This is a genomic window from Natrinema saccharevitans (genome assembly GCF_001953745.1).
GTDB classification, from domain to species: domain Archaea; phylum Halobacteriota; class Halobacteria; order Halobacteriales; family Natrialbaceae; genus Natrinema; species Natrinema saccharevitans.
The window spans coordinates 44,688-57,254 of record NZ_LWLN01000003.1; the positions used below are offsets into that span (position 1 = coordinate 44,688).

Consider the following 12,567-nt stretch of genomic DNA (forward strand, 5'->3'; position numbering starts at 1 on the left):
GTCTTCAATCGTCTATATACGGATCCACGCCACGCTTAAGGTCGGACTCGCCCCGGGTCGGACTGCATGAACGGACTGATATACGGATTCAGTATCGGCTTTGGTAGCGTCGTTGCACAAGCCGTGATTCGGATACTATGGTGGTGGTATACCGACAGGGAGCAGTAGGATGAACGGCCGCAGAATCTGGCCGGCGAGTATGGCCAGTAGCCGCTATGCGTACCGGAGTCCTTCCTGTATCCGGGTGTTGGCGTGAGTGAAAATCGCCACCGCAAGGAGCATCGAAAACGCGACGATGTAGGTCGATGCTCGAGTCGGGCTATATGTAACACCGATTAGGCTCGCAGACGCGACCGAGACTCCCGTAGCGAGCGAGATGGTGACGAGTTGGAACGACGTTGTGACGATAACCGTGATCGCACCAATGACAACTGCATTGGTGATCTTATTCCGCTCCGAGAGGACCTCAACAGGACCCGCATTCGTACGGAGCGGAACCGTTATTCGATCCATTATCATATCGCCGCTGGCTCTGATTTTGCTAAGATCAAAGGGGCCGAACCCACAGAGGTCACACAGCGTGTTGACCGCGATCAGGAGGAGGCTGAACAGCATCGTAGCATGGAGCCCTCCCAACAACAACGTCCGGAACGTAGCTACCACCTGCCGGTACATTTCAAACTGATCCATAGGTGAATGTCAACATCTACGACTAAAAGATCAACGGCGAGGTAAGGGGCCGAGTTTGATCACGTACCGCGGATCATCCCATCTCTCGTCGCTTCTCTTTCAGCCGCTCGGGGAACTCATCGAGGCGCTCAATCGCGACCTCGAGGACGATATCGTGAATTTCTCGGAGTTCGTCGTCCCGAATCCCTTCCTCTCGGAGGTTCGGCGTGAGTTCCATGTCGAGTTTGTCCTCGAACTCGGTCCACGTCTCCTCGCGAGCGTACAGCGGACTCTGTTTCACCTCGTCGTAGGGGAACGCTGGCCCCGTCTCGGTCGGATCCGGCGCGCTGTCATCCCCGTCACTCGAGACCGTACTGGTTGATTGGTCACGTGTCGACGGGGAGCTGTCGGAGTCGTCCGTCGACGAGTCAGACATCGCCTCCTCAATCGCGGTGTCGGTCGGTTGCTCGTCGCTCGAGTCCTGTTCATCGTCCGGCTCCTCGTCAGCGTCGGGTGCCGGCTCACCAAGGTCGAAGTCCGTCATTGGACGATTCCTCCGTGTTCGATGATATCCGCGATCTGGCCGAAGTACTCGAGCTGTGGGTTCTCCGGATCGTAGGCCGTCAACGGCTGGCGATTCTCGTAGGCGTCCCCGATCGCGCCAGTGTGTCGAATCGGCGGCTTCGGCGGGTCGATCTCACCCGCATCGATCGCGTTCCATTCGTCCGGCCGGATCCGAGCAAACGGCGGGATGTGGTTATCCAGCACCGTCTCGAGGTCATAGTCGTCCGAGAGTGTTCCCTGCTGGGCGTCGACGCCGTCGCGACCGGCCAGCAGGTAACTCGCGAAACTCTCCTGCGTGTTCATCGCCTCAAGCAGCTTCCGGTCCTTGGTCTGGTGGTCGATTCGCGCCGAGAGGTCGTTCGGGACCGTCGCGAGGATCTCGAACTCGCCCGGAAGTTGGGCCCGGATCGGTGCAACCAGCCGCGTCGCCGTCTCTCGAAGGCCGTTCAGGGCTTCGGGAGCCGGCATGAGCGGGAGGATCGCGTTGGGCGCTGCGACCACTGCGTTATTCGTGAGCTTGTTCCGAGTCCCCGGCACGTCGAACAGCATGTAGTCGTACTGCTCGCCGAGATGCTTGTCGACGAGTTCCTGTTTGACCTTTAAGTCCGAGGCCAGCACCGAGTCTTTCGACAGTTCGTCGGTGACATCGTCGAGGTTCAGCGACGGGACGAAATTGAACCCGTGGCCGGGATTCTTCACGATCGCGTCGAGCGTTGCATCCCCGAGCAAGACGTCCGAAAGATCGGTCGCCGATTCGTTCTCACGGGTGTAGTAGCCAAGTCCCGTCGAGAGGTGGCCGGCCGGATCGAGGTCGACGACTAACACGTCGTGGTCGCGGAAGTCGCCGAGGATCCCGCCGAGGGTGCTTGCAAACGTACTCTTTCCGAATCCCCCTTTCAGCATGGGGAGACAAACGGCTCGTGGTGTGTGATCGGCTGCCATTGTGTGACTCCGCCCGCCGCAGCGACGGTCGCGAAACCGATCGGCTGTGTCGGCAGGCAATCCGAACATTCCGCCCACCCTACTTATTTCCACCGGGGCCAGTTGGCTCGGGTGACTCAGTTGCCTTAGGTGACTTAGGTGGTTCAGCTAAGTTGCCTGAGTTACCTTAGGTAGTTGAGTCAGCCGGCAGAGGTAGTTCAGCGGAGTCTGTTGAACCACCCAGCGTCGCTACTCGAGGGAGCGTAGGAGTCACAGGCGGCAGAGCCGCCCCAGTTGAGACTGGTATTTAGCAGCCGACCGAAGCCGGCGATCGGCAGTACGGAAGCGGTCGGGAAAGGCGTTGTGTCCCGACGACAGGTAGCAGCGACTTACTCACAACTAAGATAGTACTGTTCGGAGTAAGACGGCATTTGCTACCGGCAGTCGAAGCGCCGTCGCCCGCTACGGCCGCCCCGACCAGGTGAGCGGCAACGGACCGACCGGCGGCACGACGGCGACCGGACCGTCCCACGGGATCGGCTAAGCCGTTTCGATCCGACGGGCGCGAGACCCCGTCTGTCGGCACAGCCGTTGATTAGGGTCCCAGCCCTTGCTACGACTGTCGCGCGCCCTCTCCGCGCGACAAGTTCCCCACCCACCCGCCCCCTGCGATCCGAATCCCATCACTTCGGCTGCGACCGCGCTGACACACCCCCTGCGCGGTCCTGTTTTCCAGCCCGTCGGCGCTCGCGAGAGTCGATGTATGATATCGCATTGGGCGTATGTATGATACCGGCGTGGGCAGGTAGGACCCCAGTCTGTTGGGAGTACACTGATACCGGTCGCGGCCCTTGGACTATCCGTCGCGTTCGCACTGGCGCGACGCACCCCCACTGGATCGCGGGCGGGCGTTTCACACTCTCCGCGCCGCTCGCGGCGTTTCCACACCGGAGTTCAGGGACAGACTCAGCCAGTCACACGCTCGTTAATAAACCGGAAACTATCAGATGCCTCTAAATCATAAGTTCGAGTGTTATCACGGACGTGTAACTCGTAAGAGATATCGATTCGGAATTCAGAGGGGTACTCACTCAGATTTGAAATGGAGATCATTGGTTGTGCCCGGTCATTTCGTCCAGGCGCTAATCTCCCCCTACTCCCCAAATTCCGTTCCTTAAACGAAATCTCAAAATTCGCATTTTCAGGAGGGACAAATATCTTACCAGATTCATAATCCCATAGTGTGAACGAGATATCCGAATCTTCTACTATAGCCTCCATATCTCCACGGTTATATACATAAATCGGTGATGCTTTGAAAGATATTGAGGCGGAATTTGTTGAATAGGGTTCGTCACGATTTGTGACCTCTATACCAACGTCAGATCGAGGATTGCGAAGGAACTGATACCAAAACGTCAATCCAGAAAAGACAAGAATAAGGAATGTTGCAATAGTCGAAACGAAATCTATCATATTCGCCTCTAGTAAACTGTTTTTAAAAGTACCTTTCGGGGACTATATTCTACATCTTCGGTCAAGTCCAAGGAGTGGCATCTCGAGAGCGAACGGAGATGAATCTGCGACCGTCGCAGGTGTGGGCCGTCGTAGTCCCGGAGCGTCGTCACGAACCGCTCGAGGCGCTTCTGGGCCTCGTCCATGGCGTCACTCGGCACCGTTTCCCACCTCGCGTTCGCTGTAGTACTTCTCGAGGTCAGTCATCGTGATCGGCCTCCGGGTGGTCAGAATCCACGTCTACCGAACACTCCAAGCAAACACGGGTGTACTCGGCGTTCCACATCGCCCGCAGTTTTGCGCGGGTCGAACTGGCGTCTGGACTGAGGTCATCGAGCGGGAAGTCTAATTTCTCACCCGCATACTTCCCGAACGGCTCGCCGCACCGGTCGCAGGTACCGTCATGGCGTCTGCGGCCCAGAATCAGCTTCGGTTTGCAGATCGCCAGCCCGATCGCCTTTCCAAGGGCGACTCTCGTCCGGTAGAACCGGTACGTATCGCCCGGAGGCTGTTCAGCCTCACTCATCGGCGATCACCTGCTTCCCCTCGGTCGCATCGACGGCCATCGCGAAGTTGGCGATCGCCTCCGCTGGGGAGAACCCGCGTGCCTCGAGGGTCGTACAGTCCTGCGTGGCGACGTACTCATCGCCGTCCGCGACGACGGCGATCGGGTACTGCGTCGCGTCGGTCAGGTCGCGATCCTCCTGTCGGTCGGTGTGGTCGAAGTCCACCGGACGGAATCATTCGGGAACGGTTTCAGTCATCGTGATCGACCTCTGGCTGCAGCGTGCATTCGACGCCATCGATTCGGTCGGCCATCTGGGCGAGTTCCTCGGCCTGCACGCTCTCGGTCAGTTCCTCGGGGAAGACTCGGTAGCCCTGTGCCACGAGGAACTTCCCGACCAGCAGCCGAGCTTTCGTCCGCAGTGGGTAGTCCTTCGCTTGGTCACTCAGCATCGTCCAATACCTCGAACTCGGCCTCGTAGTAGCGGAATTTGACGCCGCTGATGCTGTCCCACGGTGGGTCGAATACAGCGCGATCGGAGGAAACGGCCGAGACGCCCGTTTCGAAGCCTTCGACGGTCGCCTCGAACTTCCCCTCGATGTTCCCGCTGTCACCGTGTTCGCGAACACGAACGAGGACGCGGTCGCCAGCCTCGAAGTCGAAATCCTCACTCGTAGCAGCGTAGCGACTGTTGCGGTCAGTCTCTGACATCTACTCGTCACCTCGCACCGGCCGTTCGATTAGTCCGTTCGCGACCGCCGCGCCAACGACCTGGGCCGCACGGTGGGGCCCGATCCCGCCAGCCTGCTGGAGCGCCTCGCGATCGTGCAGCGGGACCGCGGTCGGATCCGGCCACTCCTCGAGGAGCCGTTCAATCGTGTACTCGGTCGGGTTCTTCCGCGGGTGCCGACTGGAGGTCCCACAGCGGTAGCCCCTGGACATGGCCGCCCGGAGCATCCAGAGGTCGTGTTCGTTGACCTCGCGATCGGAATCGACTGGGTCCGGGTAGTCCCACGGCTCGGCGTCGAAGCCATCGACCTGCTCGAAGTCTTCGGGCGCGAAGCCCCGATAGTCGTCGGCGATGAGTTTCCGGGCTTGGTCGGCGTTCAGCGCCGGGATCGATGAAATCCCGCCGGTCGGGTTCCGGAAGTAGTACCGCTGCGACCCCTCTTTGGCCGCGAGTTCGATGCCCACCGTTTTCGGGTACTTGCCGACGCTGGTGTCGCCTTCGTCCGAAATCTTGTCGGTCGACATGACTACGCTGGCACCTCCGTTTCGTCGGCGGTCTGGATATCAACTGTCTCGACGTGATAGACGTCGTCGTAGAACGCGTCGGGTTTCTCCGTTTTCTTCCACTCAAGGGTTGGCCGGCGATCCCGGCCCTCAGCGTCGCTGTCGCCGCGGTCCCACCGGAGGGTCCGCGAAGGACTCTCAATCGACTCGGTGACGAACTGGCCGTCGCCGACCGATTCGATCGGGCCCATGAGCGCCGCCGGGCCCTTCCCGACGATCACGATACCGTCGCCGGCCTCGAGTTCCTCGAGGAGATCGATGTAGTCGATCACCTGCTGAGGGTCTGGTCGCCAGCCGTGGCCGTGGCCCTTGGGACAGCGGGTTTCCGGCGGGTAACCCGCTGAACAGTAGACAATACCGCACTCTTTGCACAGCCAGTCGATGTTCGGTAGGTCGTAGTCGCCGCTGGTTGCGAGTATCATAACACATTCACCTCGTCAGATTCCACGTCAACGACCTCGATGCCGTGGTCCTCGGGATCGACTTGGAACTCGTCGCGGAGTTCGTCGGCTACCCACGCCGTCACCGCGTCGGGTGAGAACGATGCGTCGCCAGCCCCAATTTCGACGGCGTCGGTCTGAACGAGCGGATTGTGGCCGCGGACGGTCGAGTGCTGGGTGATGTTGACCCAGTTGAACACCTCGAGTTCTTCGCCGTCGCGTTCGACGGTGAGCCGCTCTTGGAGTTGTGGCTTGAGCGACGGCATCTACGCTGGCACCTCCGTTTCGGGGAGGATTCGTATTTCTGGGCGGTCGCCGTCCTCCGGAACCCACCGCGTCCCGCTTTCGGGTTGATCGTCGGCGGGTTCGTAGGTCGTCTCTTCGTCGGGCTCGTCAGCCGGGTAGGCGGAAACCGATCTGAGACCGCTTTCGGAGTAGGAGACGAGAATCCGTGTGTTCTCGTCGTTGCGGATCTCGTACTCGGAGAAGGCAGCGTCCTCGCCACCGTCGCCGTCACCGGCTCGAGCGAGTTCGTCGCCGTACAGAACCGCGTAGTCCGGCTGGTCACCGGTCGTTTTCAGGCAGCCGTGAACGGTCTGCGTTTCGGGGTCGGACATCTATGCGGTCACCTCCGCCTGCGTCGTCTCGGCGCGTTCGACCACTTCGATCTCGCCGATGTACTCCCGGTCCGACCGCCACTCGAGTTCGGGGTACTGCGAGTCGCCGTTCTCGATCTTGATCCGGTAGTCGGTGCCGTTGCCCGACAGGAATACGCAGTCGTATCCCCCAACACCGATTTGGGTCGTCTCCGCTCGCGGGACGACCGTCAGCGGCCGGTCCCGATCATTGACCCGGACTCGGTCGCCGTCCGAGAGACTACGAAGCGTCTGGTTGATCGCCTTGGCTTCCATCCGGTTGTCCTCGCGTTCCTCGACCGGCAGCTCGTGACACTCGCCGCGAGCGTAGGCGACCGTCTCCTCGTCGAGCGCGTCGGCCTCGAGGACGACCGTGCCGGGGAACCCGAGGTGGAGTTCGTTCAGTGGGGCACAGCCCTGCGTCGTCTCGAAAACGCTCTCGGGGTAGGCCATACTGCCGCATTTCCGTGGCTTCGAGTTCTCCGGGTTCCCGGTGATCTGGTAGCTGTGGCCGGGATGCCACGCCCCGACGAGGAAGATCGGATCTCGGAACTCGCCAGCGACGTCGTCGGCGTAGTCCTGGTACTCGTCGTAGGAGAGAACAGCAGGTTCGGTCTCGTCGACATACTCCGACGGGAAGACGCCCGTCGCTGCAAGGCGGTGGTCGGCGGCCTCGAGGCCGGTCGTGCCGGTCTCGTCGGCGAACAGTTCCGCTGGATAGACGAACTCCCCGAGTTGCTTGAGGTGTTCGTCGTCCTCGTAGCGAGTGCCCGCGTGCCGCCCGACGAGGTCGCCGAGAACGATCGCCCGATCGGGCTTGGCCTCGGCCATCTTGTCGATCTGCTCAGCGAAGTTTTCGGGCGTATAGACCCGAATTACGGTGTCGGACATCTACGCCGGCACCTCCGATGCACCCTCGAGGCGGTCGTGATCGACGCCGTAGATCCGCACGTCGATGTCTTTGAGTTCGACTGTCCGCGAGTCGAGATAGTCCTCGTACTCTTGGTCAGGGTCGACCGACCGGAGGAACGGGTCGCCGTTCTCCGGCTTTGGAACCACGATCTCGTAGTCCCAGTTCGCGAACGACGTGCCCGCTTTCAGAACGTACACGCCGCGTCCGTCTTCGGTCAGTTCCTGGGGTTGGTTCACGATTTCGGCCGTGCGACCGTCGCCGACCCACAGTTCGATCCCGCCGTCGATCTCGGCCATGATCGGCAGCCGCTCGCGAAGGTCGGCATCGGGGTCGTACTCGTCAGGGAGCCACTCGGGAGACCGCTCGAGAACGCAGTTCGCGAGGTCGTCGATCGCGTAGTGGGTCCGCTCACCATCGATGTCGAGTACTTCCAGATCATGAACCACCGCATACGCCGAGTTCGGGTCATGCGATAGCTCGAGTTCAAGGCGATCAGGGACTCCGCAGCCCACCACGTCAACGTCGCGAACGTCGACCGCCACGGTTCGGGCCTGTTTTGGGTCCTCGGCAATGCCGCCGTCGTCGTCTTCGACCGACTTGACGCGACCAGTGGCGTCGATGAACGGGCCCTCGTAGACCTGTATCTCGAGGTCGATACGGTCGCCCTGTTGGGCTTCCGCGAGCACGTCGCCCGGGCTGAATCCCGATTCGGCGTGCGGGCCGATGGTTTCGAGCGACATCTACGCACGCACCTCCACATCCTCGTTTTCGTCCGCCTCATAGTCCGGGTGGACGGTTCGGGGGAGATCGGACAGCCCCTCGAGTTCGTCCACCGAGAGCGGGACCTTGTACTCGAGCCCGCCGGTCTGGATTTCGATGCTCCACGGGTCGTCGGCTTCCGGCGGCGCGGCCTCGAGTGCGATCCGTCCGCCCTCGAGTTTGCGTGCCTCCGGTTTGCCGACCCTCGCAGTCTCTGTGACGAGCTGCAGAACACGGCGGAACTCCTCGCGAGACAGTCGGAGTTCGGCGAACGAGTACTCCGTCGCGACCTGGATGCGGGCGGGAAAGTCGTCGTCGGAGTTGGTCAGCACCGGGCCCTCAGCGTTGTAGTCGGCGTCTACCGGGTAGACGCTCATGCCGATCCCCCCGTGTCGAACCGCTCGCTCTCCCAGCCCTGTTTGCGGGCCAGCAGCGCCTCGCCGCGCGAGGTCAGCAGGTACTCGTTCGTCCGCTTGTCGCGTTCACGTTTCTCGACGAGACCCCAGTCGACCAGCTTATCGAGGTTCGGGTACAGCCGGCCGTGGTTGATCTCGGTCTCGTAGTAGTCCTCGAGTTCGGTCTTGATGTTCAGCCCCATGACCGGTTCTCGCGCAGCGATCACGTAGAGTGCGTTCCAGCGGAAGTCGGTCATGTCCTGTGCGGTCTGTCCTGGCGTCGGATTGGCTTGCGCCATACGACAGAAAACACAGATAAGATACTTGAACCGCGAAGGCGACAGACGGGGTTTCAGAATGCGACTTCTGATAAATGTAGATCGAGGGAGTTACCGACCAATCCCCGCTTCGCGTTGGACGTCTCTTATACAAGAACCATACTGAAGAGTTGCAGCCTGATGGGTTAGCTGTCCAGGGATTTTACCGGAATTATGCCATTCAACCATTCGCTCTCCGGAGCCACGGCATTTGGAGTAGTCCGCTTCTATAGTTGGCCCATCGTTGGAGTCATCACCAATATCGATCCCCGAATTATCAACGCAGGTTTCGCTTGGATGCGGAGTGTGTTGTGCATAACTATTCTCACACTCCATATTGTCGAGTGGTTGTGCAACTGCCGACCCGGAAGCAACGGCCACAAAGCCGACCAAAGCCAGCGCTGTTAACGCGGTGAGTTGCCAGCGTTTGTTCATGGTTTTCAGTTCGAGCCTGTGGACGCCTTATCATCGGTAGCTAGCCGACACCTTGGTTTCCCAAGGGAGAGGCCGTACTGTGTCCAGCACCCACATAATAGATTTAGGAACCGGACAACTTGACGCGAGGGCACGCTATCGAGTCCACATCTCGAACTGAATAGACAGTAGTTAGTTTTGTAGATAAACGTTCTCTATAACTATAATTAATGGACTAGAATATACTAGGTGTCATAATATATTGTCTGGGAAAACAAACTACCGTCAGATGGGAAGAGAAACAAACAGCGCTTGCAGTACTCACTGCCACTGTCGAATTGCCCAGTCACGACCGCGAGGTCGGTCGCGTTTCGACTGTTAGAAACATATAGCCGCCCTCCCCAACGGTGATCTGCTCGCAGTCGTGGTCTGGGAATCGGTACTCATCGGTTATCGCGCCTCGTCTAAGTCCACGAATCCGTCGCCGCTCGCGGCGAGCCACGTTTGGGTCATCGCCGCTACGCTGCTAGCGTCGAAGATTGCGAACTCGTCGGGGTAGTCGTCGTTCTCGACGTGGGCCGATTTGAAGCGAGGCGCGGCTCGGGACACCAACTCGGAAGAGTCGGGGACAGAACTACTCAAGATCAACCACCTCGGCTAACTGCTCGCGCGACCACCTGCGGTCGCCCCGATAGGCCGCCTCCAGGCGTGTGCGAACTTCGCGCCGGGCCGCCTCGAGGCCCAGCGCCATGCCGCGGTGGAGATCGTCGTCGCGATCGGCGTGGTCCTCTGCCCACTCCCCGAGTTCGTTCAGGACCGCAGGGATCACCGCCGCCCGGTGTTCGTCCTCGTAGTCCTCTCGAGCGCGGATAGCCGCGGAGAGGTCGTCGCGATCGGGCAGGTCGACCTCGTAGTACGTCTCGCCCTCGATCGTCACCCGACGGGCGTACATGGCCCCGACCGGCGCGTAGTTTCGGAAAGTGATCTCAGCACGGCCAGCCGCTGCGGAGGTATCCGTCGGAATCGAAACGCCGAGGTAAGCCGCGTAGATGTCGGTATCAACCTGCTCGATCGCGTGGACGTAGACTGCGTTTCCAAGCCGGAAGTTCGCGATCCCGCGAAGGTTCTCGAGGTCGGCGATCACCGGCGGGTCGCCCCGGATGTCGACGTGTTCCGGTGGTTCGGTGTCGGTCATTCTAACACCTCGGCCGGTTCGTCCTTCCGCAGGAACCCGATCGACTCGCCACAGTCCGAACACTCGCCGAAGGCCTCTTTCGCCGTCTCGACGAGCGTATCGACGGCATCCTCGCGGCCTTCGCTCTCGATGTTGAACCGCTGGCAGCCGTTCGGACAGCCGGCCACGACGACCGCTTCCTTCCGGTCGGTACCGAGTCGGTGACCCGTCATTCCGAATCGGCCTCCTCGAGGTCGGCGGCAGCGTCGATCGCCGCCTCGAGAGTCGCCTTTACGTTGCCCCAGTTCTCGTTTCGGGCCTCGGTGACGACCGTTTGCAGGTCTCGCGAGAGTCGGTCGTCGTCGATTGTTCGCGGGTCGTAGACCTCGTCGTAGGCTTGCCACGCCTCCGAGAGATCGGTCAACCACGACCGCTGGTTTTCCGTCAGCCCGTGGCGTTCGACCTGCTCAGCACCATAGGTATCCGGCGTCGCGTACAGGTACTCAGTGCGATTCTTCTCGAGGAGTTGCATCGCCAGAGAGTACACCGGCCCGTCGTAGAGTTCATCGAAGCGGTCGGCGTGGTCTCTGGTGATCTCGCGAGGCATCGTCCGCCCGTGGCCGTCGCGACGAGCGATGATCGCCTGTTCCACATTCGCGATCGCCCGGTTCGTGTTCGCGAGCGTCTTACACAGGTCGGAATGGGCCATCCGAAGCGACCCAATCGGGGTCGCATTCGACTCGACCCCAGCAAGTTGGGAGACGGCTTTCGCGGCACGTTCGTTCATCTCCGCGACACGGCGCTGGGCGTACTCGAGGTCCTGTTGGTCGTCGTCGGTATCTGTCTCGGTTTCGCTCATTGATCCAAAGGGTCGTCGTCGGTCTCTCGGTCTTCGAGCTGTGCGATCGCGACGGCAACGTCTTCCGGCGTCGCTTCGGGAAGGTCGCTCATGCTCTCACCTGCCGTTTCTCGCGACCGGCCGTCTCGTCGATCAGTGCCTTGTCATCGGTCTCGAGGTCCAGTTCGTCGGGGTCCATCGCTGCGAGGCGCTCCTGCGACCGTTCCTCGTGGAATCCGAACTGGTGGAGCCGGTAGGCGATCGTCTCCGAGGTGACCGCGCCGTCGCAGGCCCGTTCGGCGATCTCACTCGTCGACCAGTCGCGCTCGCAGTAGAGTTCGTGCAGCGCGCGGTAGTCGTCCGCGGGCTCGAGTACGCCGGCGCGTCGGAGGCGGTCGGCCACCTCCGACCGGGAGAGATCACCCGCGAGGTCGGTCGCGATCTCGATCGGGAACTTGCCCTGGTCTTCGTAGAACGCCGCGAGTTCGGCAGTCGACCAGTCGGTGCTGCCAGTCAGCGTCGTCTGGCCGGCTTCCGCGTCGTCTGCGGAGAGTTCGTCCGGGCGGGAGTCGCTCTCGGCTGCTGGCCGCGGGAACGACCGGACCGTGAAGTCCTCGAGCGTCGCGGTCGCGGCCGTCGACGAGTCGGTGGTCGTCTCGGTGTCGGTATCGCTGGCGTCGACGTCGTCGGGGATCGCCCCGGGAGCAAACGCCGCCAGCGTCGCGTCGCCGGCGTCGGTCGCCGGTTCGAGCAGGTGGGCGGTCGGGAGTGGGCGGTCGTCGGTACTGTGCGTGCGTGATCGGGTGTGGGTCGACATATTGGTCTCACCTGGATTTCGGGGTCCCTTTCGGGAGCGGCGGCCACTGTCGCGGGTACTCATCGGTCGGTACCTCCATCGGTGCGGGCTCGGTCCCAAACCGGGCTTGCCGTCGCCTCGGCGGCCGGGAGCGTCGTTTCGTAGGCCGTCGTCGGGCCGTGTTCGGGATCGAGCCGAACGGTTTCGGTCACGACGCCGATCTCCTGCAGGTCGTTCAGGGCCCGGTAGACCGTCGGCCGCGAGTACTCGAGGGCGTCCTCGAGGTCGTCAGCAGTTGCCGGGCCGTCAGCGCGGTCAATCGCGACATAGTACTCGGCCCGGTTCGGCGCGACGAACGCCAGCGCGTCGGGCAACTCGCCAGCGCCGGTGAACTCGTCGACGTTCATCGCAGATCACCG

At 61.3% G+C, this 12,567-nt stretch carries 21 protein-coding genes; all 21 read right to left on the minus strand.

Translation table 11 applies throughout. The features are described 5' to 3' along the window. Positions 1-213: 213 nt before the first annotated feature. Positions 214-690 carry a hypothetical protein gene (locus A6E15_RS19785; protein WP_076148836.1) on the minus strand — a complete coding sequence of 159 codons (477 nt, stop codon included), beginning with the start codon at positions 688-690 and terminating at the stop codon, positions 214-216. A 73-nt stretch (positions 691-763) separates the two neighbouring features. Beyond that, entirely contained in the window at positions 764-1,213 is a 450-nt protein-coding gene (locus tag A6E15_RS19790) for a hypothetical protein (RefSeq protein ID WP_076148837.1), read from the minus strand. Continuing rightward, a complete protein-coding gene (locus A6E15_RS19795) occupies positions 1,210-2,175 on the minus strand; it encodes a ParA family protein (protein WP_245800700.1) in 966 nt (321 codons plus the stop codon). Before A6E15_RS19795 ends, A6E15_RS19790 begins: the two co-directional genes overlap by 4 nt. A 1,693-nt stretch (positions 2,176-3,868) precedes the next feature. Then, positions 3,869-4,195 carry a hypothetical protein gene (locus tag A6E15_RS19800; RefSeq protein ID WP_076148839.1) on the minus strand — a complete coding sequence of 109 codons (327 nt, stop codon included), beginning with the start codon at positions 4,193-4,195 and terminating at the stop codon, positions 3,869-3,871. Continuing rightward, the gene (locus A6E15_RS19805; RefSeq protein ID WP_076148840.1) at positions 4,188-4,400 is read right to left on the minus strand and encodes a hypothetical protein; all 213 of its coding nucleotides are present in this window, start codon (positions 4,398-4,400) and stop codon (positions 4,188-4,190) included. The genes A6E15_RS19800 and A6E15_RS19805 overlap by 8 nt, the downstream gene beginning before the upstream one ends. 25 nt (positions 4,401-4,425) lie before the next feature. Then, positions 4,426-4,626: a hypothetical protein gene (locus tag A6E15_RS19810; protein WP_076148841.1), complete on the minus strand. Its 201-nt coding sequence runs from the start codon at positions 4,624-4,626 to the stop codon at positions 4,426-4,428. After that, on the minus strand, positions 4,616-4,885 hold the full coding sequence (locus A6E15_RS19815; protein WP_076148842.1) for a hypothetical protein: 270 nt from the start codon (positions 4,883-4,885) through the stop codon (positions 4,616-4,618). The genes A6E15_RS19810 and A6E15_RS19815 overlap by 11 nt, the downstream gene beginning before the upstream one ends. Further along, positions 4,886-5,428 carry a hypothetical protein gene (locus A6E15_RS19820; RefSeq protein ID WP_076148843.1) on the minus strand — a complete coding sequence of 181 codons (543 nt, stop codon included), beginning with the start codon at positions 5,426-5,428 and terminating at the stop codon, positions 4,886-4,888. Between the two features lie 2 nt (positions 5,429-5,430). Further along, positions 5,431-5,889 carry a hypothetical protein gene (locus tag A6E15_RS19825; protein WP_076148844.1) on the minus strand — a complete coding sequence of 153 codons (459 nt, stop codon included), beginning with the start codon at positions 5,887-5,889 and terminating at the stop codon, positions 5,431-5,433. Further along, positions 5,886-6,173, minus strand: a complete 288-nt coding sequence (locus A6E15_RS19830; RefSeq protein WP_076148845.1) for a hypothetical protein — start codon at positions 6,171-6,173, stop codon at positions 5,886-5,888. Before A6E15_RS19830 ends, A6E15_RS19825 begins: the two co-directional genes overlap by 4 nt. Next, the gene (locus A6E15_RS19835) at positions 6,174-6,524 is read right to left on the minus strand and encodes a hypothetical protein (protein ID WP_076148846.1); all 351 of its coding nucleotides are present in this window, start codon (positions 6,522-6,524) and stop codon (positions 6,174-6,176) included. After that, a complete protein-coding gene (locus A6E15_RS19840) occupies positions 6,525-7,433 on the minus strand; it encodes a hypothetical protein (protein WP_076148847.1) in 909 nt (302 codons plus the stop codon). After that, positions 7,434-8,195 carry a hypothetical protein gene (locus A6E15_RS19845; protein WP_076148848.1) on the minus strand — a complete coding sequence of 254 codons (762 nt, stop codon included), beginning with the start codon at positions 8,193-8,195 and terminating at the stop codon, positions 7,434-7,436. It lies immediately after the preceding gene. After that, positions 8,196-8,591, minus strand: coding sequence for a hypothetical protein (locus A6E15_RS19850; RefSeq protein WP_076148849.1), 396 nt, complete (start codon positions 8,589-8,591; stop codon positions 8,196-8,198). It lies immediately after the preceding gene. Continuing rightward, positions 8,588-8,908: a PadR family transcriptional regulator gene (locus A6E15_RS19855; RefSeq protein WP_076148850.1), complete on the minus strand. Its 321-nt coding sequence runs from the start codon at positions 8,906-8,908 to the stop codon at positions 8,588-8,590. Before A6E15_RS19855 ends, A6E15_RS19850 begins: the two co-directional genes overlap by 4 nt. Before the next feature lie 882 nt (positions 8,909-9,790). After that, positions 9,791-9,982, minus strand: coding sequence for a DUF7511 domain-containing protein (locus A6E15_RS20650; protein ID WP_139326664.1), 192 nt, complete (start codon positions 9,980-9,982; stop codon positions 9,791-9,793). Beyond that, positions 9,975-10,535 (minus strand): hypothetical protein, encoded by a 561-nt coding sequence (locus tag A6E15_RS19860; RefSeq protein WP_076148851.1) that lies wholly within the window; start codon positions 10,533-10,535, stop codon positions 9,975-9,977. Before A6E15_RS19860 ends, A6E15_RS20650 begins: the two co-directional genes overlap by 8 nt. After that, positions 10,532-10,747, minus strand: a complete 216-nt coding sequence (locus A6E15_RS19865) for a hypothetical protein (RefSeq protein ID WP_076148852.1) — start codon at positions 10,745-10,747, stop codon at positions 10,532-10,534. Before A6E15_RS19865 ends, A6E15_RS19860 begins: the two co-directional genes overlap by 4 nt. Continuing rightward, positions 10,744-11,373, minus strand: coding sequence for a hypothetical protein (locus A6E15_RS19870; protein WP_076148853.1), 630 nt, complete (start codon positions 11,371-11,373; stop codon positions 10,744-10,746). The genes A6E15_RS19865 and A6E15_RS19870 overlap by 4 nt, the downstream gene beginning before the upstream one ends. Positions 11,374-11,461: 88 nt before the next feature. Continuing rightward, positions 11,462-12,169 (minus strand): hypothetical protein, encoded by a 708-nt coding sequence (locus tag A6E15_RS19875; RefSeq protein WP_139326665.1) that lies wholly within the window; start codon positions 12,167-12,169, stop codon positions 11,462-11,464. Positions 12,170-12,228: 59 nt separating this feature from the next. Beyond that, positions 12,229-12,555, minus strand: a complete 327-nt coding sequence (locus A6E15_RS19880) for a helix-turn-helix domain-containing protein (RefSeq protein WP_076148854.1) — start codon at positions 12,553-12,555, stop codon at positions 12,229-12,231. Positions 12,556-12,567 lie beyond the last annotated feature (12 nt).

What these genes read in the sequence shown, in the direction of transcription:
- A6E15_RS19810 (WP_076148841.1), bottom strand. Translation starts at nt 4,626, where the DNA reads ATGCTGAGTGACCAAGCGAAGGACTACCCACTGCGGACGAAAGCTCGG.
- A6E15_RS19875 (WP_139326665.1), bottom strand. Translation starts at nt 12,169, where the DNA reads ATGTCGACCCACACCCGATCACGCACGCACAGTACCGACGACCGCCCA.
- A6E15_RS19795 (WP_245800700.1), bottom strand. Translation starts at nt 2,175, where the DNA reads ATGGCAGCCGATCACACACCACGAGCCGTTTGTCTCCCCATGCTGAAA.
- A6E15_RS19825 (WP_076148844.1), bottom strand. Translation starts at nt 5,889, where the DNA reads ATGATACTCGCAACCAGCGGCGACTACGACCTACCGAACATCGACTGG.
- A6E15_RS19840 (WP_076148847.1), bottom strand. Translation starts at nt 7,433, where the DNA reads ATGTCCGACACCGTAATTCGGGTCTATACGCCCGAAAACTTCGCTGAG.
- A6E15_RS19865 (WP_076148852.1), bottom strand. Translation starts at nt 10,747, where the DNA reads ATGACGGGTCACCGACTCGGTACCGACCGGAAGGAAGCGGTCGTCGTG.
- A6E15_RS19860 (WP_076148851.1), bottom strand. Translation starts at nt 10,535, where the DNA reads ATGACCGACACCGAACCACCGGAACACGTCGACATCCGGGGCGACCCG.
- A6E15_RS19870 (WP_076148853.1), bottom strand. Translation starts at nt 11,373, where the DNA reads ATGAGCGAAACCGAGACAGATACCGACGACGACCAACAGGACCTCGAG.
- A6E15_RS19845 (WP_076148848.1), bottom strand. Translation starts at nt 8,195, where the DNA reads ATGTCGCTCGAAACCATCGGCCCGCACGCCGAATCGGGATTCAGCCCG.
- A6E15_RS19820 (WP_076148843.1), bottom strand. Translation starts at nt 5,428, where the DNA reads ATGTCGACCGACAAGATTTCGGACGAAGGCGACACCAGCGTCGGCAAG.
- A6E15_RS19835 (WP_076148846.1), bottom strand. Translation starts at nt 6,524, where the DNA reads ATGTCCGACCCCGAAACGCAGACCGTTCACGGCTGCCTGAAAACGACC.
- A6E15_RS19800 (WP_076148839.1), bottom strand. Translation starts at nt 4,195, where the DNA reads ATGAGTGAGGCTGAACAGCCTCCGGGCGATACGTACCGGTTCTACCGG.
- A6E15_RS19850 (WP_076148849.1), bottom strand. Translation starts at nt 8,591, where the DNA reads ATGAGCGTCTACCCGGTAGACGCCGACTACAACGCTGAGGGCCCGGTG.
- A6E15_RS19785 (WP_076148836.1), bottom strand. Translation starts at nt 690, where the DNA reads ATGGATCAGTTTGAAATGTACCGGCAGGTGGTAGCTACGTTCCGGACG.
- A6E15_RS19855 (WP_076148850.1), bottom strand. Translation starts at nt 8,908, where the DNA reads ATGGCGCAAGCCAATCCGACGCCAGGACAGACCGCACAGGACATGACC.
- A6E15_RS19880 (WP_076148854.1), bottom strand. Translation starts at nt 12,555, where the DNA reads ATGAACGTCGACGAGTTCACCGGCGCTGGCGAGTTGCCCGACGCGCTG.
- A6E15_RS19790 (WP_076148837.1), bottom strand. Translation starts at nt 1,213, where the DNA reads ATGACGGACTTCGACCTTGGTGAGCCGGCACCCGACGCTGACGAGGAG.
- A6E15_RS19815 (WP_076148842.1), bottom strand. Translation starts at nt 4,885, where the DNA reads ATGTCAGAGACTGACCGCAACAGTCGCTACGCTGCTACGAGTGAGGAT.
- A6E15_RS19830 (WP_076148845.1), bottom strand. Translation starts at nt 6,173, where the DNA reads ATGCCGTCGCTCAAGCCACAACTCCAAGAGCGGCTCACCGTCGAACGC.